Source organism: Rhodoferax sp., from assembly GCF_012927445.1.
Classification (GTDB): Bacteria; Pseudomonadota; Gammaproteobacteria; order Burkholderiales; family Burkholderiaceae_C; genus Rhodoferax.
This window is the reverse complement of record NZ_JABBPD010000007.1, coordinates 79,331-99,375: the sequence shown is the minus strand read 5'-3', so window position 1 is coordinate 99,375 and position 20,045 is coordinate 79,331. Positions and strand designations below refer to the sequence as shown.

The 20,045-nt window shown below is 59.5% G+C and carries 15 protein-coding genes and 2 pseudogenes; 12 read left to right on the top strand and 5 right to left on the bottom strand.

Annotation, left to right across the window (positions count from 1 at the left end; translation table 11 throughout):
* Nucleotides 1-22: 22 nt before the first annotated feature.
* The 3 genes from fabI to HHJ17_RS12125 form a co-directional block, all read right to left on the bottom strand.
* Complete coding sequence (fabI, locus tag HHJ17_RS12135; protein ID WP_296499430.1) at nt 23-802, bottom strand: enoyl-ACP reductase FabI; 780 nt, start codon at nt 800-802, stop codon at nt 23-25.
* Nucleotides 803-867: 65 nt separating this feature from the next.
* Nucleotides 868-1,308: a hypothetical protein gene (locus HHJ17_RS12130; protein ID WP_296499428.1), complete on the bottom strand. Its 441-nt coding sequence runs from the start codon at nt 1,306-1,308 to the stop codon at nt 868-870.
* Nucleotides 1,298-3,136, bottom strand: coding sequence for an alpha/beta fold hydrolase (locus HHJ17_RS12125; RefSeq protein ID WP_296499427.1), 1,839 nt, complete (start codon nt 3,134-3,136; stop codon nt 1,298-1,300). The genes HHJ17_RS12130 and HHJ17_RS12125 overlap by 11 nt, the downstream gene beginning before the upstream one ends.
* Here HHJ17_RS12125 and HHJ17_RS12120 point away from each other — a divergent pair.
* From HHJ17_RS12120 to HHJ17_RS12085, 8 genes and pseudogenes are all read left to right on the top strand, one after another.
* A complete protein-coding gene (locus tag HHJ17_RS12120; protein ID WP_296505954.1) occupies nt 3,135-3,386 on the top strand; it encodes a hypothetical protein in 252 nt (83 codons plus the stop codon). The two genes, HHJ17_RS12125 and HHJ17_RS12120, sit on opposite strands and share 2 nt — an antisense overlap.
* A 74-nt stretch (nt 3,387-3,460) precedes the next feature.
* Nucleotides 3,461-4,309 (top strand): 3-hydroxybutyryl-CoA dehydrogenase, encoded by an 849-nt coding sequence (locus tag HHJ17_RS12115; RefSeq protein WP_296499425.1) that lies wholly within the window; start codon nt 3,461-3,463, stop codon nt 4,307-4,309.
* Between the two features lie 143 nt (nt 4,310-4,452).
* Nucleotides 4,453-5,853 (top strand): chromosomal replication initiator protein DnaA, encoded by a 1,401-nt coding sequence (gene dnaA / locus HHJ17_RS12110; protein WP_296499423.1) that lies wholly within the window; start codon nt 4,453-4,455, stop codon nt 5,851-5,853.
* A gap of 95 nt (nt 5,854-5,948) precedes the next feature.
* Entirely contained in the window at nt 5,949-7,055 is a 1,107-nt protein-coding gene (gene dnaN, locus HHJ17_RS12105; protein ID WP_296499422.1) for a DNA polymerase III subunit beta, read from the top strand.
* A gap of 154 nt (nt 7,056-7,209) precedes the next feature.
* Complete coding sequence (gene gyrB, locus HHJ17_RS12100; protein ID WP_296499421.1) at nt 7,210-9,813, top strand: DNA topoisomerase (ATP-hydrolyzing) subunit B; 2,604 nt, start codon at nt 7,210-7,212, stop codon at nt 9,811-9,813.
* Between the two features lie 85 nt (nt 9,814-9,898).
* Nucleotides 9,899-10,045 (top strand): annotated as a pseudogene (locus HHJ17_RS12095) (phosphoglycolate phosphatase); the annotation flags it as partial.
* 81 nt (nt 10,046-10,126) lie between these two features.
* Nucleotides 10,127-11,212: an IS630 family transposase gene (locus HHJ17_RS12090; RefSeq protein ID WP_296505953.1), complete on the top strand. Its 1,086-nt coding sequence runs from the start codon at nt 10,127-10,129 to the stop codon at nt 11,210-11,212.
* Between the two features lie 74 nt (nt 11,213-11,286).
* A pseudogene (locus HHJ17_RS12085) lies at nt 11,287-11,742 on the top strand (HAD-IA family hydrolase); the annotation flags it as partial.
* On the opposite strand, the gene HHJ17_RS12080 reads toward HHJ17_RS12085, so the two are convergent.
* Together HHJ17_RS12080 and HHJ17_RS12075 are read right to left on the bottom strand one after the other, a co-directional pair.
* Nucleotides 11,739-13,514, bottom strand: coding sequence for a methyl-accepting chemotaxis protein (locus HHJ17_RS12080; RefSeq protein ID WP_296498195.1), 1,776 nt, complete (start codon nt 13,512-13,514; stop codon nt 11,739-11,741). The pseudogene HHJ17_RS12085 and the gene HHJ17_RS12080 overlap by 4 nt on opposite strands.
* A 124-nt stretch (nt 13,515-13,638) precedes the next feature.
* Nucleotides 13,639-14,223 (bottom strand): chalcone isomerase family protein, encoded by a 585-nt coding sequence (locus HHJ17_RS12075; protein WP_296498192.1) that lies wholly within the window; start codon nt 14,221-14,223, stop codon nt 13,639-13,641.
* Nucleotides 14,224-14,588: 365 nt separating this feature from the next.
* Between HHJ17_RS12075 and trpE the strand changes: the two genes are divergently transcribed.
* The 4 genes from trpE (at nt 14,589) to trpD (ending at nt 20,044) form a co-directional block, all read left to right on the top strand.
* Nucleotides 14,589-16,100, top strand: coding sequence for an anthranilate synthase component I (gene trpE / locus HHJ17_RS12070; protein ID WP_296505952.1), 1,512 nt, complete (start codon nt 14,589-14,591; stop codon nt 16,098-16,100).
* Entirely contained in the window at nt 16,097-18,313 is a 2,217-nt protein-coding gene (locus HHJ17_RS12065; RefSeq protein ID WP_296505951.1) for a diguanylate cyclase, read from the top strand. Before trpE ends, HHJ17_RS12065 begins: the two co-directional genes overlap by 4 nt.
* Before the next feature lie 22 nt (nt 18,314-18,335).
* A complete protein-coding gene (locus HHJ17_RS12060; RefSeq protein ID WP_296498185.1) occupies nt 18,336-18,920 on the top strand; it encodes an aminodeoxychorismate/anthranilate synthase component II in 585 nt (194 codons plus the stop codon).
* A 77-nt stretch (nt 18,921-18,997) separates the two neighbouring features.
* Complete coding sequence (trpD, locus tag HHJ17_RS12055) at nt 18,998-20,044, top strand: anthranilate phosphoribosyltransferase (protein WP_296505950.1); 1,047 nt, start codon at nt 18,998-19,000, stop codon at nt 20,042-20,044.
* Nucleotide 20,045 lies beyond the last annotated feature (1 nt).

The following is a 20,045-nucleotide window of genomic DNA, read 5'->3' as shown; positions in this document are numbered from 1 at the left end:
GTTGACGGGGGATAGCGGGCAATCACGCCACGGCGTGGCAGCCGGCATCGACATAAATGGTCTGTCCGGTCATGCCGGAGGAGGCATCGGTGCAGAGGAAGGCACAAAGCTGGGCAATCTCCTCCAGCGTCACCAGACGGCCGAGCGGGGCCTTCTCGATGGCATGTCCCATGAGCTCGTCAAACGAAGCAATGCCGGAGGCAGCGCGGGTCATGATCGGTCCAGGCGACACCGCATGCACCCGGATGCGCTGCGGCCCCAGCTCCAGCGCCATGTAGCGCACCAGCGACTCCAGCGCCGCTTTCACCGGACCCATCAGGCCGTAGTGAGGCACGGCTTCGTCGGCGCCGAGGTACGTCATGGTCACCAGGCTGCCGCCGTCCGTCATGTGCGGCGCGCAGAACTTGGCCAGCGTGGCAAACGAATGGCATGACACCTCCATGGCACGGGCAAAACCGGTGCTGGTGCTGTCAATCACCTGGCCGCGCAAGTCTTCCAGCGGGGCCCAGGCAATGGAGTGAATCACAAAGTCCAGTCGACCCAAACGGGCCACTGCGTGGTCTACCAGCGCCTGCAACTCGCCAGGCTGCTCAACGTTACAGGTCTTGAGGTCGATGCCGGCGGCGGCAGTCAACGGCTCAATGAAGGGCCGGGCCTTGTCATTCAGGCACGAGGCCACCACCTCGGCACCCTGCTGGCGCGCCAACTGGGCGCAGCCCCAGGCAATGCTGTGTTCGTTAGCCAGGCCCAGGATGAGGCCTTTTTTGCCGGCCAGGCTGAAGGAATGGAGGTCAGTCGTCATGTCATCATTTCAAAAAATTAGCCGCTGGTGCAACCAAGGTAGGCGAACCGCGTGACGCGGTCGTGTCAGGACTCGTTAAACAGCCGGTCCAGGTTGATGCCGTCCGCGCCGGGCTGAAAACCCACGCGTTCCATGTGCGCTTCGGCCTCGACCAAAATCTGGCGGGTGGCGGTCACCCCGACCTCGTCCACATAGCGCGTCTCGACGCTGTAACGCAGCACCATCAGGCCGCGCAATTCTTCCCGCATGTGGGACGCGCGGCGGTCCGGGCCTGAACCCGTGCGGGAGGCCTCCCGCCGGTCCGGACTGTCGCGGCGCTCGGTCGTTACCGCTGCGGCCGTGTGTTGCTGACTCATGACACGGGCGATTTCAGTCTCGTTCTGGAGCGACACGCCCAAGCCAATCGCGAGACGGGCAATGCGGGTGTTCAGTTCTTCGATGGACGATTCCATTTGGTGCAGGCGCTGGGCCTGCGGATCCTCTTCCGACGGCGGCTCAGTCGGCATAGCGAATCATCACGTTTTCACCGGGCGCATCGCACAGCACGCTGGCCGGCTTAATGGTCGGGGCCGGCACTGGCGTGCCCGACCGCTCCTGCAGCCAGGTGTGCATGGCTTCCCACCACGAGCCCTCAAACAGTGGTGCTTGTGCGACCCACTCGTCGGGCTCCATCCAGGCGTGGCCTTTTTCGACGCAATCCATTTGGTAACTGCGGTGGGCGTGTCCAGGCTCGGACACAATCCCCGCGTTATGGCCCCCCGCCGCCAGAATGAAGGTGGTTTGGGTGTCGGTCAGCAGATGGATCTTGTAAACCGACTGCCAGGGTGAGACGTGATCGCGCACGGTACCAACCACCAGCAGCGGTGCCTTGATGTCCATCAGCGCCACGCCCACACCCCCGACACGGTAGTGGCCAGAAGCCAAGGCGTTGTTGAGGAACAGCGACGACAGGTATTCCGTGTGCATGCGCTCGGGCAGGCGCGTGAGGTCGGCGTTCCAGCTCATCATGTCGTTGCCGACTTCATCCTGCCCCAGCAGGTAGCGGCGCGTGTTGCGCGACCAGATCAGGTCGCGCGAATTCAAAAACTGGAACGAACCCGCCATTTGCCGACCCGACAAATAGCCGGTGCGTGCCATGGCCTGGCGCAGCGTGTTGAGCTGGTCATCGTCGATGAAAACGCCCAGTTCGCCGGGTTCGCTGAAGTCGGTCGATGCCGCCAGCAGCGTGACGGTGGCGAGCTCCGGCAGGTTGTCCAGACCGGCCACGTCTTCGTGGCGCCGCCGCGGGTTCTGCCCCCGCACCAGGCTTTGTGCCTGCGGATCGCCGCGACCGAGCGCCGCGGCGACGATGGACAAAAAGGTGCCACCCAGGCAGTAACCCAGGGCGTGAATGCGAGGGGCGCCCGTGTGCAACTTGACGGCAGCCATGGCTTCCATCACGCCCATCTGCAAATAATCCTGCATCCCCAGGTCGCGGTCGGAGGCATCCGGGTTGCGCCATGAAATCATGAACACCGTGTGCCCCTTGCCCACCAGGTAGCGCACCATCGAGTTGGCGGGCGACAAGTCCAGGATGTAGTACTTCATGATGCACGAAGGCACGATCAGCAGCGGCTCGGGAAACACCTTTTTGGTGGTGGGGGTGTACTGAATCAGTTCGATCAGGTGATTGCGAAAGACCACCTTGCCCGGCGTTATCGCCACGTCTTTGCCGACCTCGAAATCGAGCGGTTTGAGCGTGTCTCCATCGGCGCTATGGCGGGCCGTCTGATACTCCATCAGGTCCTTGGCATAGCTCTGGTAGCCCTTGAGCCAGCTCTGGCCCATGGACTCCTGGCCCTTCTTCAGCACTTCGGGGTTGGTGGTCGGCCAGTTGGAGGGCGACAGCGCATCCAGGCCCTGACGGGTGAAGAAATTCACCATGTGCTGGTGGTGTCTGGACATGCCGTCCACCTGGGTCGCCTCGCGCCACCAGGCGTCGCTGGCTTTAAAACCCTCCTTCATGGCGTTGAAGGGCCACTTGCTCCAACCCGCGTCGCTGAAGCGGGGGTCCATTTCGCGGACCGGCTTGCCATCGGCATCGACGGGCGGCACTTGCTGCAATGAACGGGTCAGGGCCTGTTTGGACAGTGCCGTGGCCTGCTGCCCCAGTAACATTTGCCGACCCGGGGAGGCGGCCAAGTGCATGGCCCAATCCGCATAGGCCAACGTCAGTGAAATTGGCGACAAGCCCATGTTGGCCTTGGCCAGCTGCGCATGAAACGCTTCATCAATCGACTTGGCAATCTCGCGTTGCTGTTCAGAAGGTTGCGCGGGTGAAATCGGTTTTTCCATGGCGATGACCTTGAATCTTGTTGGAAGTGGAAGGTTGAGTATGCACGGGTTAACCCCATGTGGACTAGCCGGTCACGAAGGCAAGCTGGAAATCATTGATGCAGATCAACTATTAAAATCACTTGGTTGGACTCAAAATAGCAACCGACCGGCATCTCAAACCCGCGTAGCGAATGGTCGCTATGGGTACCCTGCCGGCATCGCTACCGTCGCCCTTGCAGGGGTTGGGCGGATGATGATGAACGCTTGACCTCCGCCAGTGGCACTGACATCAAGCGGTGGGCCGTTAACATTGACTTTTTTGATTGATTGGAGTTCTTCAGCATGAGTATCACTACCGTCGGCATCATTGGCGCAGGCACCATGGGAAATGGCATTGCACAAGCTTGTGCTGTATCAGGCATCAACGTCATCATGGTTGACATTTCAGACGCCGCCGTGGCCAAAGGCATCGCCACCGTCGCGGGCAGCCTGGACCGGCTGGTGAAAAAAGAAAAAATCACGCCTGCCGACAAAGAGGCCGCGCTGGCGCACATCAAGGTCAGCACCAGTTACGACGACCTCAAGGCGGCCCAGTTGGTCATTGAAGCGGCCACTGAGAACTACGACCTGAAGGTCAAAATCCTGAAGCAGATTGACGCGCTGGTGGCGCCAGAAGTCATTGTGGCCTCCAACACCTCGTCCATCTCCATCACCAAGCTGGCGGCCGTCACCGGTCGCGCCGACCGTTTTATCGGCATGCACTTCTTCAACCCGGTGCCGATGATGGCGCTGGTGGAAATCATCCGTGGCTTGCAAACCAGCGATGCCACCCATGATGCCGTGCACGCCATGGCCACCGCCCTGGGCAAGACACCGATCACGGTGAAGAACGCGCCAGGCTTTGTGGTCAACCGCATTCTGGTTCCGATGATCAACGAAGCCCTCTTTGTGCTGGCCGAAGGTCTGGCCACGCCCGAGGACATCGATGCGGGTATGAAACTCGGCTGTAATCAGCCAATTGGCCCGCTGGCACTGGCCGACATGATCGGTCTGGACGTCTGTCTGGCCGTGATGGAGGTGTTCTTGAGCGAGTTTGGCGATAGCAAATACCGTCCTTGCCCGTTACTCAAGGAAATGGTGGCCGCTGGCCGTCTGGGCCGCAAATCCGGGCAAGGCGTTTACAAGTATTGACCTGCGTCGCCCGGCGGTTCCACACCTGAACGTCGGGCGGCTGGGCGGTGTTTATGGGCTCTCTCAGCTTGTGGATAAATTCTGGATAAATTACAATCCAGGGCACAGTAATTTAACTCTATCCACAGAAGCTGATACTACCAATGACCGAGGGACAATACGCCAGCCAGTCTGGTTCTGCAGGGCCAAGCCTGTGGCAAACCTGCATCGACCAACTGGCCCAGGAACTCCCTGAGCAGCAGTTCAACACTTGGATCAAGCCCCTCTCGGCACAGGTCTCAGACGATCTTTCCAAAGTTACCATCTTTGTCGCCAACCGGTTCAAGCTGGACTGGATCAGGGCGCAATACAGCAACCGGATCTCCGGCCTGCTGGAAAAGTTTTCAGGCCAGTCGGTCCAGATAGAGTTAGCACTTGCTCCGCGTGAAATCATTGCCAGAAGCCATGCCCCCCAGCGCTCGGTGGAGCCGATCGCGATGGAGGAGTCGACCGAGTCAGGGGAAGACCGGACCCCCAACAACCTCAAGAACCGGCTCAATTCGGCGCTGACCTTTGACACCCTGATCGAAGGCACCGCCAACCGCATGGCGCGCGCAGCGGCCATGCACGTCGCCGGCATGCCGGGGCACTTGTACAACCCTCTTTTCATCTACGGCGGCGTTGGTCTGGGTAAAACCCACTTGATGCACGCTGTGGGCAATCGCTTGCTGGCGGACATGCCCAACGCCAAAGTTCTCTACATCCATGCGGAGCAGTTCGTCTCGGATGTGGTTAAGGCTTACCAGCGCAAGACTTTTGATGAATTCAAGGAGCGCTACCACTCGCTTGATTTGCTGTTGATTGATGACGTTCAGTTTTTCGCCAACAAGGAGCGCACGCAAGAAGAATTCTTCAATGCGTTTGAGGCGCTGCTGGCTAAAAAGTCACACATTGTGATGACCAGTGACACCTACCCCAAGGGTCTGACCGATATTCACGAGCGCCTGGTGTCACGCTTTGATTCCGGCTTGACGGTCGCCATCGAGCCGCCCGAGTTAGAGATGCGGGTCGCCATTCTGATCAATAAAGCGCGGGTTGAAGGCATTGATATGCCGGAAGAAGTGGCGTTCTTTGTCGCCAAAAATGTGCGCTCCAACGTGCGTGAGCTGGAGGGTGCCTTGCGCAAGATTCTGGCTTACTCCCGTTTTAACCAGAAAGAAATCTCGATTTTGCTGGCTCGGGAAGCGCTGCGCGACCTGTTGTCGATCCAGAATCGCCAGATTTCGGTAGAAAACATCCAGAAAACGGTGGCAGACTACTACAAGATCAAAATCGCGGACATGTACTCCAAGAAGCGGCCGGCCAGCATTGCCCGGCCACGCCAGATTGCGATGTACCTGGCCAAAGAGCTGACACAAAAAAGTCTCCCGGAAATTGGAGAATTGTTTGGTGGGCGCGACCACACGACCGTTTTGCACGCCGTGCGCAAGATCGGTGGCGAGCGCCAGCAAATGACCGAATTGAACCAGCAACTTCACGTGCTGGAGCAGACGCTCAAGGGCTGATAGTAGGATGGGGAACGGGGAACCCGCGGCATTGACAACAATACGCGCCCCGTCTGTAACTGATTTGAATTAAAGATATCTAACACGAGGTTGACATGATCGTCCTGAAGGCCACACAAGACAAAGTTTTAGCGGTATTGCAATCGGTTGCAGGCATCGTCGAGCGCCGCCACACCTTGCCCATTCTGGCCAACGTATTGATTCGCAAAACGGGCACCTCGCTGCAGGTCACCACCAGCGATCTTGAGATCCAGATCCGCACCACCGCCGAGCTGGATGGCGATACAGGCAACTTCACCACCACCGTGGGGGCGCGCAAGCTGATCGATATTTTGCGCACCATGCCATCCGATCAGACGGTGTCGCTGGAGTCGAGCGCCGCCAAACTCATTCTCAAAGGTGGCAAAAGCAAGTTCACCCTGCAAACCATGGCCGCCGAAGACTTTCCGCTGGTGCAGGAAGCGGCCAACTTTGGCCCTGTGTTCAGCGTGCCGCAAAAAACGCTGAAAGGCCTGCTGAGCCAAGTGTCGTTTGCCATGGCGGTGCATGACATCCGCTACTACCTCAACGGCATTCTGTTCGTCGCCGAAGGTACGCAACTGAGCCTGGTCGCGACCGATGGCCACCGTCTGGCCTTTGCCTCCGCCACGCTGGATGTCGAAGTGCCCAAGCAAGAGGTCATTTTGCCGCGCAAAACGGTGATCGAGTTGCAACGCCTTTTGAGCGACGCCGAAGGCGCGATCGAGATGCAATTTGCCAATAATCAGGCCAAGTTCTCCTTTGGCGGCATGGAGTTCGTGACCAAGTTGGTAGAAGGCAAGTTTCCCGACTACAACCGCGTCATTCCCAAAAACCACAAAAACAGCATCACGCTGGGTCGCACCGCCTTGCTGGCCACCCTGCAGCGCACAGCCATTTTGACCAGCGACAAATTCAAGGGTGTGCGCTTGAACATTGAACCCGGCACGCTGCGCGTGGCATCCAACAATGCCGAGCAGGAAGAGGCCATGGACGAGTTGGACATTGATTACGGCGGTGACAGTATCGAGATCGGGTTCAACGTGACTTATCTCATTGATGCGCTGACCAATATGAGCCAGGATATGGTGAAGCTGGAGCTATCTGACGGCAACAGCTCGGCTTTGTTCACCATCCCCGACAACGCCACCTTTAAATACGTGGTGATGCCCATGCGTATTTGACGCCGCATAATTTGTAGCCCTACAAAACCCGAACCCGCGATCAACATAAAGTTCATTGCGGGTTTAGTCATTCAAGAGTTTGAGAAATTATTGAAACTTTGCGAGACAGACTGAAGCGTAGCCCAGCGCTGTCCCCAACTGAATAAAGCCAGCCATGACCGAAGAAAACAAGCCAGTTCCGACCCCCGACAACGGCGAGGCCGACGTGCATACGGGCGAGAGTAGCGCCGACAGTTCCAACTTCCAGCCCACCATTGATGCGCATCAGGAAGGCGCGTCCGAAGCCTATGGCGAAGGCTCGATCCAGATTCTGGAAGGGCTGGAGGCCGTGCGCAAGCGCCCCGGCATGTACATCGGCGACACCTCGGATGGCACGGGTTTGCACCACCTGGTGTTCGAGGTGGTGGACAACTCGATTGACGAATCGCTGGCCGGCCATTGCGATGACATTCTGGTCACCATCCACTCCGACAACTCGGTGTCAGTGGTGGACAACGGGCGCGGCATTCCGACCGGTGTCAAGATGGACGACAAGCACGAGCCCAAGCGCTCGGCGGCTGAGATCGCCCTGACCGAACTGCACGCCGGCGGCAAGTTCAACCAGAACAGCTACAAAGTCTCCGGCGGCCTGCACGGCGTCGGCGTCAGTTGCGTCAATGCGCTGTCCAAAATGCTGCGCCTGACCATCCGTCGCGATGGCAAAGTGCATGTGATGGAGTTCAGCAAAGGTTTTGTGCAAAACCGCCTGATCGAAGTCGTGAATGGCGTCGAAGTGTCCCCGATGCGGGTGATTGGCGAAACCGAAAAACGTGGCACCGAAGTCCACTTTTCGCCTGATCTGGAAATCTTCCAGACCAACTCCGACTTCCATTACGAGATTTTGAGCAAGCGCCTGCGTGAACTCAGTTTCTTGAACAACGGCGTCAGAATTCGCCTGAAAGACGAGCGCACCGGCAAAGAAGACGACTTCTCCGGTGCCGGCGGCGTTAAAGGCTTCGTCAACTTCATCAACAAGGGCAAGACGGTGTTGAATCCCAACATCTTCCACGCCATGGGCGACCGCCAGAGCGATCAGAACACCAACATTGGCGTTGAAGTCGCGATGCAGTGGAACAGCGGCTACAACGAGCAAGTGCTGTGTTTCACCAACAACATCCCGCAGCGCGATGGTGGCACCCACCTGACCGGCCTGCGCGCGGCCATGACGCGCGTCATCAACAAGTACATTGACGACAGCGAAATCGCCAAAAAAGCCAAGGTCGAAGTCACCGGCGACGACATGCGCGAAGGCCTGTGCTGCGTGTTGAGCGTGAAAGTGCCCGAGCCCAAGTTCAGCAGCCAGACCAAAGACAAACTGGTCAGCTCCGAAGTGCGTGGCCCGGTGGAAGACATCGTCAGCAAGCTGCTGTACGACTACCTGCAAGAGCGCCCGGCCGACGCCAAAATCATCGTCGGCAAGATCATTGAAGCCGCCCGCGCCCGCGAAGCGGCCCGCCGCGCCCGCGACATGACACGCCGCAAAGGCGTGCTCGACGGCATGGGCCTGCCCGGCAAGCTGGCTGACTGCCAGGAAAAAGACCCGGCCATGTGCGAAATCTACATTGTCGAGGGCGACTCCGCCGGCGGCTCTGCCAAGCAAGGCCGTGACCGTAAATTCCAGGCGATTCTGCCCCTGCGCGGCAAGATTTTGAACGTAGAAAAAGCTCGCTACGAAAAGCTGCTGACCAGCAACGAAATTCTGACGCTCATCACCGCCTTGGGCACCGGCATCGGCAAGGCCGGCGGCACCACCGGCAACGACGACTTCAACGTCGCCAAGCTGCGCTACCACCGCATCATCATCATGACCGATGCCGACGTTGACGGCGCCCACATCCGCACGCTGTTGCTCACTTTCTTCTACCGCCAGATGACCGAATTGGTCGAACGTGGCCACATCTACATTGCGCAACCACCGCTCTACAAGGTGAAGGCTGGCAAGGAGGAGTTGTACCTGAAAGACGCGCCCGCGCTGGACAGCTTCCTGATGCGGATTGCGTTGGTCAATGCGTCGATACACACCGGGGGTGACAACGGCACCACCATCAGTGGCGACACCTTGGCCGAGTTGGCGCGCAAGCACCAGGTGGCGCAAAACGTGATTGCGCGCTTGAAAAACTTCATGGACGCCGAAGCCCTGCGTTCGGTCGCCGATGGCGTCGTCCTGAACCTGGACACCGTGGCGGATGCGGAACTCTCTGCCGCCGCGCTGCAAGCCAAGCTTCCCGATGCCGAAGTCGCCGGTGAGTTTGATGTGCGTACTGACAAACCCATTTTGCGGATCAGCCGCCGCCATCATGGCAACGTCAAGAGCAGCGTGCTGACGCAAGACTTTGTCCATGGCTCCGACTACGCCGCACTGGCCGAAGCGGCCAACACCTTCAGGGACTTGCTCAGCGAAGGCGCCAAGGTCATGCGCGGTGAAGGCGAGCGTCAAAAAGAAGAAAAGGTGACCGATTTCCGCGAAGCCATGGCTTGGTTGCTGGCCCAAGCCGAACACGCCACCTCACGCCAGCGCTACAAAGGCCTGGGCGAAATGAACCCTTCGCAGTTGTGGGAAACCACCATGGACCCCACCGTGCGCCGCTTGCTCAAAGTGCAAATCGACGACGCGATTGAAGCCGATCGCGTGTTCACCATGCTGATGGGCGACGAAGTGGAGCCCCGCCGGGAATTCATCGAGACCAACGCGCTGCGCGCCGGAAACATCGATATTTAAATTGTGCAGGTTGTTAGAAGTTCGGAACTCTATTCAGTTGAAGCAGTTTGATGTGGACGCCGTCATCGTGGACCTGGACGGCACCATGGTCGATACCTTGGACGACTTCTGTGTGGCGCTCAATGGCATGCTGGCCGACTTGCCAGCGCCTTTCGCCCGCCATCAGGTGGACCGCGCCACGGTGGCACGACTGGTCGGCAAAGGCTCGGAGCATTTAATAAAAAGTGTTCTAGTGTCATGAGTTAGAAATTAGTTGAATTATTCTGAATATCGACTATGTTGTGAATATTGAATTCACGACAGCGAGGCTCACATGGCAGGCCGACCAAAAGCGCAGTTGGTGTTGAACGAATCAGAACGAGAACAGCTGCAGGCGTGGGCCAGGCGGCGCAAGACCGCACAAGCGCTGGCCCTGCGTTCGCGGATCATCCTGGCGTGTTCAGATGGCGCCGAGAACAGGGCCGTGGCGCTCAGGCTCGCGGTCACACCGCAGACTGTGTGCAAGTGGCGGGGTCGTTTCGTGCAATCGCGGCTCGATGGTTTGCTGGACGCGCCGCGTTCAGGGGCACCGCGCACGATAGACGACGCGCGTGTGGACGCCGTCATCGCCAAGACGCTGGAGGGGCAACCGATGAATGCCACCCATTGGAGCACACGGATGATGGCACGCGAGGCGAAGCTGTCGCAAACAGCGGTTAGCCGGATTTGGCGCGCTTTCGGTTTGCAGCCTCACCGTCAAGAGACGTTCAAACTCTCCACCGACCCCTTGTTTGTCGAGAAGACCCGCGACATCGTGGGCCTGTACATTGATCCGCCGCTAAAGGCCATGGTGCTGTGCGTCGATGAAAAAAGCCAGATTCAGGCGCTCGACCGCACGCAGCCCATTTTGCCGCTGGCGCCCGGCGTCGCTGAGCGGCGCACCCACGACTACGAGCGTCATGGCACGACAACTTTGTTTGCCGCCCTGGACATCGCGACCGGCAGGGTCATAGGGGAATTGCACCGGCGCCATCGCAGCAGCGAATTCTTGAAATTCCTGCGTACGATTGAGGCATCCGTTCCAACTGATCTGGACATTCATCTTGTGATGGACAACTATGGCACGCACAAGACGCCAACCATTCGCAACTGGTTTGCGCGCCATCCGCGCTTTCAGGTTCATTTCACGCCAACCTCGGCGTCCTGGCTCAATCAAGTCGAACGCTGGTTCGCAACCCTGACCGAGAAACAGATTCGTCGCGGCACGCATCGCTCAACCCGCGAGCTCGAAGAGGCCATTCGCGCCTACCTAAAAATCAATAACGCCGAGCCCAAGCCGTTTATCTGGACGAAATCCGCCGACGTGATTCTGACCAGCATTGAGCGCTTTTGTCTGCGAATTTCTAACTCAGGACACTAGCCCTCGTCGATACTGCGCCAGTAGCTATTAATTCTGATGCAGAGGTCGTGCCGCTTGACGCGTCCCCTGCGCACGAGTCAGAGCGTCTCTTCAGCCTGGCCTGGCTCAGTTACCAGCGCCATTACCTGGCCGTCAATGGCCGGCATGCGCAGGTCTACCCGGGGGTGGTGGCCGGCCTGCAGCAGTTCCAGGCGCGGGGTTTGAAACTGGCCTGCCTGACCAACAAGCCGACGGCATTTGCGCTGGCGCTGCTCAAGGCCAAGGGGCTGGATGGATTCTTTACGCTGACGTTTGGCGGCGATGCCTTCGCCCGCAAGAAACCCGATCCGTTGCCGCTGCTCAAAACCTGCGAGGCGCTGGGGACTGCGCCTGCCAGAACCCTGATGATTGGTGACTCCAGCAACGACGCCTTGGCCGCGCGCGCGGCCGGCTGTCCGGTGCTGCTGGTCACCTACGGCTACAACCACGGCCAACCGATTCGCGCCGTGGACGCCGATGGCTTCACCGATTCATTGAGCAGCCTGACTTAAAAAGTTTCCCAGTCAGCGTCCGCACCCGCTGCGGCTTTCGTAGCGGTGGGCTTGGCGTTGGCGACGACCATCTTGGCCGAGCTCACGGCAGTTTTGGCCGGTTTCGGTGCCTGCGATCGGGCGGCTGCGCCTTGGGGGATGCCGCCGCCGCGTCGCTCGGGGCCCTTGAAGGGCTGGGCGCCCGGTTTGTGCGAACGTACCGCAGCGGTGGGGAGCGTGATGCCATCATGGGCCCCGAGCTTGAACACGGCCACCGTCTGTACCAGCTCCAGGGCCTGTGATTTCAGGCTGCTGGCTGCCGCCGCCATTTCTTCGACCAGCGCCGCATTTTGTTGCGTGGCCTGGTCCATCTGCGTTACCGCCTCACCCACCTGCGCCACGCCCGAAGCCTGTTCGCTGCTGGCGGCGCTGATCTCGCCCATGAGATCGGTCACGCGCCGGATGGAGCTCACCACCTCGGTCATGGTGGTACCGGCCTGGTCGACCAGGGTCGTGCCCTGTGCCACCCGCTCCACGCTGGCGTTGATCAAGGATTTGATTTCTTTGGCGGCTTCGGCCGAGCGGCCGGCCAGCGAGCGCACTTCCGATGCCACCACGGCAAAGCCTCGGCCCTGTTCCCCGGCGCGGGCCGCTTCCACCGCTGCGTTCAGGGCCAGGATGTTGGTCTGAAAGGCAATGCCGTCGATGACTTGAATGATGTCGGAGATTTTGCGCGAGGCGTCGTTGATGCCTTTCATGGTCTCGACCACCTGGGACACCACTTCGCCGCCCTGGATGGCCACGGTCGACGCACTCATGGCCAGTTGATTGGCCTGGCGCGCGTTGTCGGCGTTTTGTTTGACGGTGGCGCTCAACTGTTCCATGGAGGCCGCGGTTTCTTCCAGGGCGCTGGCCTGGCTCTCGGTACGCGCACTCAAATCGTTATTGCCCTGCGCGATTTCGGCGCTGGCGGTAGCGACGCCTTCGGAACCCTGGCGCACGTTGGAGACAACCGTCGCGAGGCTGGTCTGCATGGCCGAGAGAGAGAGCAGCAATTGCGCTATTTCGTCTTTGCCGTCCACATCAATGCGCTGGGTCAGGTCTCCATGCGCTACCGCATCGGAAACTTTGACGGCGTGTTTAAGTGAACGGGAGATGCCTTTGATCAGAACCATGCTGTAGAAAAGAGCAAACGCCAGTCCGGCAACGATGAAGGAAATCGCCAGGAGCCGAGCCTTCTCGTAACGCGCGAGACCCGCTTCATACTCTTGCTTGGCCTCGTCGAGCTGGAGTTTGATTAAAGCTTCGATGCCCTGACGCACCGGAATGTATAGATCGAAGATCGGACCTATTTCCACCCGTTTGGCTTCTTCCAGGTTGTCCGCCTTCAGGGCATCCACCGCAGGCTTCAAACCCTCCTGGATGAATTTGCCACGACTCTCCGCAAATGCCTTGGCAAGTTTTTCCTCCTCGCCCGTCAGCTTGGTCGCCATGTAGGCATCCCAAATTTTGGAAAGATCGGTGCCACCCGTTTCGATCTCGGAAATGGTTTGCTTGATGACCTCGGGTGTCGGGTTGATCAGCGCGGCATCAAGCCGAAGGCGATTGCGCAAGAGCAAACGCTGGACTTCAGAAAGCTGTCCCACAGCGACGGTCCGGTCTTCATAAACCGTTCGCAGGCCTTCGTTGGAACTGCTGATGCCATACAAGCCCAAGACACCCATCAGGACCAGCAACAAGGACAGGATGCCGGTCAGGATCACCAGGCGGGAGGATATTTTTAGTTTGTTCATGTAAGTTTTCTAAATGCCCGTCAATGACAGCTTAGAAAGCATATGGATGGCAGTCGAAGCCCGGGCGGAACAGATTGTGCTGTATCTTTTGCCCTCTGCCACTGCCTACAAACCCGCCCCCTGGCTATTTAATGCCGAGCAGCGCGTCCTTGAGTTTCCAGTCGGCCGGTGCCGGGCCGAGCCAGATCGACATCAAGGCCTTGAAAAACTCGGCTTCCTTGAACGGCTCGCCCTGCACCTTGCCTTTGACCGTGATGACGCTGCCGGTGCCGGGAATCCACTCGATCAGGAGGCTGTCTCCCGCCAGCATTTTTTTCTGCTCCGAAAAGATCTGGCTCATGCGCATCAGGCCGGGGATCAGTTTGGACATGTCGCCCTTGCCCATGTTGTCTTCCATGCCCCGGGTCAACAGTTTGCCCAGCTCGGCGGCATCAATGTCGCGCACCATGGTGATGCTCAGGCGTTTCGGTGCCAGCTGGTTGACCACTTCTTCCGGTGTGCCGGCTTTTTTGCCCAGATAGAGCCCGGCGACATAGACCTTGAACGGTCCCTTGTAGCGGGTGCCGGCACCATTGAGTTGCAGCCGGCTGCCATGCACGTCGGCCGTGTCTTCCAGCTTGACGCCATTGATCTCGAGCGTGGCGGCCAGGGTGGTGAGGGCGAACAGGCCGGTGACAGCGGCCAGTGCCAGGTTTTTGATGAGCTTCATGGGTTCCTTAATGAATAGAACGACCGTGCCTTTTTGCGGTGTCGGCATTCTCGGATGGTTTGCCGTCATGCACAACAGGGTTTTCTCTGAGCCAGGCGACCGGACCAGGGAGTCGGCCGCTGGTGAAGGGTTTGCTACACTGAGATCATGTTCATTCACCGCATCCGCATCACAGGTTGTCGCGACCGGGGAGCCTGGCTCTGGCGTCCGCAGCAAGACACGTCGGCGCAAGCCTGACTTTTCTCTCTCCTTGTGTGAATGAACCGCAGCCCACCGGGCTGCCCGCTGGACCTACCGCGCACTGATGGCCACCTGCCCAGCCCGCGAGCCCAAGGTCCGGCACTGAATTGAAAGAATCTTTTCGCATGATCTCTGAACTCGAATTCAAAAGCCTGAGCGCCCAGGGCTACAACCGCATTCCCTTGATGGCGGAAGCCTTTGCCGATCTGGAAACCCCGTTGTCGTTGTACCTGAAGCTGGCGCACTCCAAAGAAGGCGGTAAATACAGCTTTTTGCTGGAATCGGTAGTCGGCGGTGAGCGCTTTGGTCGCTACAGCTTCATCGGCCTGCCGGCCCGCACGCTGGTGCGTTCCATGGGCTTTGGCCTGGAGGTGCGGACCGAGGTGGTGACCGACGGCGTGGTGGTGGAAACCTCCCGCGTCAATCCGCTGGATTTCATCTCGGACTACCAAAAACGCTTCAAAGTCGCGCTGCGCCCGGGCTTGCCGCGCTTTTGCGGTGGCCTGGCCGGTTATTTTGGCTATGACGCGGTGCGCTACATCGAGAAAAAGCTGGAAGCCTCCTGCCCGCCCGACACGCTCGGCTGCCCGGACATTTTGTTGTTGCAGTGCGAAGAGTTGGCGGTGATCGACAACCTGTCAGGCAAGCTCTATCTGATCGTCTACGCCGACCCGGCCCGCCCGGAAGCCTATGCCAACACCAAGAAGCACCTGCGCGAGTTGAAAGAGCAGCTCAAATACTCGGTCAGCGCGCCGATCGTCAAGCCGACGCAAAGCTACCCGGCCGAGCGCGACTTTGCCAAGGCTGATTACATTGCTGCCGTCGAGCGCGCCAAGGAACTGATTGCCGGGGGCGATTTCATGCAGGTGCAGGTCGGGCAGCGCATCAAAAAGCGCTACACCGAGTCGCCGCTGAGCCTGTACCGCGCCTTGCGCGCGCTCAATCCCAGCCCGTACATGTATTACTACCATTTTGGTGATTTCCATGTGGTCGGTGCTTCGCCCGAGATTCTGGTGCGCCAGGAGCAGGTCACGCTGGACGGCAAGACTGAGCAGAAAATTACCATCCGTCCGCTCGCCGGTACCCGGCCCCGTGGCGCCAGCCTGGAGCTGGACAAGGCGGCTGAAGTGGAGCTGATCAATGACCCGAAAGAGCGCGCCGAGCATGTGATGTTGATCGATCTGGCGCGCAACGACATTGGCCGCATTGCCAAAATTGGCAGCGTCAAAGTAACCGAAGCCTTCAGCGTCGAGCGCTACAGCCATGTGATGCACATCGTGAGCAATGTCGAAGGCACGCTCAATGACGGCATGACCAGCATGGACGTGCTCCGGGCGACCTTCCCGGCCGGCACGCTCAGTGGCGCACCCAAGGTGCACGCCATGGAACTGATTGACCAATTGGAGCCGACCAAGCGCGGCATCTACGGCGGTGCCTGCGGCTACCTGAGTTACGCCGGCGACATGGACGTGGCGATTGCCATCCGCACCGGCATCATCAAGGACCAGACGCTGTACGTGCAGGCCGCCGCCGGGGTCGTGGCGGATTCGGTGCCGGAACTGGAGTGGAGAGAAACCGAAGCCAAGGCGCGCGCCTTGTTGCGGGCGAGTGAGTTGGTCGAAGAAGGCCTGGAGTGAACCGTTTCCTGACCTATTGGAGGCCGTGGTTGCTGCTGGCCGCTTGTTTGGGCGGGGTCGGCGTTTTTCTGGTCTTCAACTTTTACCAGGAGCATGCGCGCATTGAGTCGGTGGAGCGCGAGCGGCTGGCGACCCAGTCGAAGGTGATTGAAGACAACCTTTCGCGTCAGCTGGTCGCTATGAACCTGACGCTGGAATCGGTCACTGCCGAGCTGCCCTATTGGGCGGCCCAGCCCGATGGCCACGACCGTGCCATCCGCTGGCTCAAGAGCATGGAGGCTTCGATGCCTTCGGTGCGTACTTTTTTGGTCCTGGATGCCAGGGGGACCGTCACCCTGTCGAACCGTGAAGAGTTGATCGGGCGCAATTTTGTCCAGCGCGAGTATTTTCGGGTGCACGCGCAGTCAAAGAATCGCAAGCTGCTTCACGTCAGCGCGCCATTCCAGTCGGTCCTCAATACCTATGTCATCAACTTGACCCGGGCCATCGTCGACCCCCGCGGTGAGTTTGCGGGCGTGGTGTCGGCCACGGTCGATCCGGTGGACATCCAGATCTTGCTGAATTCGGTGCGTTATGCCGAAGACATGCGGTCAATGCTGGTGCACGGTGACGGCCAGATCTTTGTCAGCCAACCGGCGTTGACGGAAGTGATCGGCAAAAATGTTTCGGTGCCGGGGTCCTTTTTCAGGCAGCACCTGGCCAGCAAGCGCCCGGTCAGCCATTTCGAGGGCCTCGCCATCTCCTCTGGCGACAAGCGACTGTCTGTTTTACGCACCATCCAGCCCGTGGACCTGGCGATGGACAAACCGCTGCTCGTGTCGCTCAGCCGTGGCTGGGGTGCCTTGTTTGCCAATTGGCAGCGCGATATCAGAAACCAGTTGCTGGCGTACCTGCTGCTGGTCTTGCTGAGTGCGGCGGGTTTGTACGGTTACCTGCGGCAACGGGCGCTGCAACGCGTCAGCGACCAGCGGCTCAAGTTGGCGATCGATGCCTCGGGTGTCGGCATTTGGGAGTTTGATCTGAAGTCCCGCCGCAACCATTGGGACCCCGCGATGTTTGAACTGTTTGGACTGGACCCGCACTCGGCCAACACCCACAACGACGACTGGAAGCGGCTTGCACTGCCGGGTGAACTGGACCGGATCAGGGCGGCCACCCGAACCGCGATCCAACAACGACAGGCGTTTGATCTGACCTTTCAGGTTCGGCGCCCGGATGGCCAGTTGCGTTTTATGCGCAACCGGGCCGAGCTGCATGCTGACGGGACGGGCACGCCCACGCGCCTGATCGGAACGACCGAGGATGTGACGGAGCGCAAGCTGCGGGAGGCTGATTTGCGCATTGCAGCGATTGCTTTCGAGTCGCATGAAAGCATGATCATCACCGACGCGCAGGCGGTAATTCTTCGCGTCAATCACGCCTTTTCCGACCTCTTTGGTTACACCGCAGACGAAGCGCTGGGGCAGACGCCCCGGATTTTGCAGTCCGGTCGGCATGAGTCGGCGTTTTATGCGGCCCTTTGGGCCGGCATAAAAAATGCCCATGCCTGGCAGGGTGAAATCTGGAACCGGCGCAAAAACGGCGACGTGTTCCCCGTGTGGCTCTGCATCACGGCCGTCTGCAGCGAAGAGGGGGTGGTGACGCACTACGTGGCGACCCACACCGACATCACGTTGCGCAAGGCGGCCGATGAAGAGATCAAGCATCTGGCTTTTTATGACCCGCTGACGCACCTGCCCAACCGGCGTCTGCTGCAGGACCGATTGCATCAGGCGGTGGCGCATGCCAAACGCGACAGCCGCCGGCTGGCCTTGTTGTTTATTGATCTGGACCAGTTCAAACCCGTCAACGACGAGTTCGGGCACCAGGCCGGCGACGAACTGTTGCAGGCGGTGGCGCACCGTTTGCAGGCTTGCGTGCGCGAGTCCGACACGGTGGCCCGGATTGGCGGCGACGAATTCATGGTGCTGCTGCCCAGCATCGAGGTGGCGCAAGATGCGACCGGCGTGGCCGAAAAAATCCACGCAATGCTCAAGCAACCTTTCACCTTGGCGGAAGGGCAGACGGTCAGCATCTCGTCGAGTGCAGGCATTGCCATCTACCCGGAGCACGGCCGCGATGAAGCCACGCTGACAAGTCATGCCGATACGGCGATGTACCAGGCCAAAACGGCAGGGCGCGACCGATTCGTACTGTTTCAAGCCGCTCACTGAACCTAGCAACTGGAAAGACCCCATGAAACTCTTGATGATCGACAACTACGACTCGTTCACCTACAACATCGTCCAGTACCTGGGTGAGTTGGGGGCCGAGGTGGAAGTGTTCCGCAACGACGAAATCACGCTCGACCAGATTGACGCGCGGCTCCAGGCCGGGCAACTGGACCGGCTGGTGATCTCGCCCGGCCCCTGTTCGCCCGCCGAAGCCGGTATTTCGGTCGCCGCCATCCAGCATTTCGCCGGCAAGCTGCCGATTTTGGGTGTCTGCCTGGGGCACCAGGCGATTGGCGCGGCTTTCGGCGGCAAGATCATCCGGGCGCAGCAGTTGATGCACGGCAAGACCAGCGTCATCCACACCACGCAGGACGGCGTGTTTGCCGGTCTGCCGGCGCAGTTCACCGTCAACCGTTACCACTCTCTGGCGATTGAGCGCCCGACCTGTCCCGATTGCCTCAAGATCACGGCCTGGACCGAGGATGGCGAGATCATGGGCATCAAACACACCACGCTCGATATTGAAGGCGTGCAGTTTCACCCGGAAAGCATCCTGACCGAGCACGGCCACGCCATCCTGAAAAACTTCCTGGCACCGCGGGTGTGAGTGATTGCTATGAATAAAATAGCTTCTTACGCAGGTAGCACGGGGGCTAGAGGCCTAAATCATTCATATTAATTACCATGCCCAATACTTACAAGATCACGCCACAAGAAGCCCTGCTGCGCACCATTGAGCACCGGGAAATTTTTCACGACGAGATGCTGCACATCGTGCGCCAGATCATGAACGGCGAGTGGTCGCCGGTGATGATCGCGGCCTTTATCACCGGTTTGCGCGTCAAGAAGGAAACCATCGGTGAAATTACCGCCGCCGCCCAAGTGATGCGCGAGTTTTCCACCAAGGTGCAGGTGGCCGACAAAACCCATTTGGTCGACATCGTCGGCACCGGCGGTGATGGCTCGCACACCTTCAATATTTCGACCTGCGCCATGTTTGTCGCCGCCGCTGCCGGCGCCAAGGTCAGCAAGCACGGCGGGCGCAGCGTCAGCAGCAAGAGCGGCAGCGCCGATGTGATGGACTCGCTCGGCATCAACATCAACCTGTCGCCCGCCGCGATTGCCCAGTGCATTGCCGAGGTCGGCGTCGGTTTCATGTTCGCGCCGAATCACCATCCGGCCATGAAAAACGTGGCGCCGGTGCGCAAAGAACTCGGTATCAAGACCATCTTCAACCTGCTCGGGCCACTGACCAACCCGGCCAGCGCACCCAATATTCTGATGGGTGTGTTTCACCCGGATCTGGTCGGCATTCAGGTGCGCGCGCTGCAGCGGCTGGGCGCCGAACACGCCGTGGTGGTCTATGGCAAGGACGGCATGGACGAGGTGTCACTGGGCGCCGCCACGCTGGTGGGCGAGCTCAAAAACGGTGAAATCACCGAATACGAAATTCACCCGGAAGATTTCGGCATGGTCATGGCCAGCAACCGCGCCCTCAAAGTGGAGACGCCGGAGCAGTCCAAAGCCATGTTGCTGGGCGTGCTGGACAATCAGCCCGGTGCAGCGCGCGATATTGTGATTCTCAATGCCGGCGTCGCCTTGTATGCGGCCAATGTGGTCGATTCGATGGCGGCCGGCGTGCAACAAGCGCGAGCAGCTATTGAATCAGGAGCGGCGAAGGCCAAGCTGGCGCAATTGGTGGCGACGGCGCAGGCGCTGAGCGGGGTCTGAC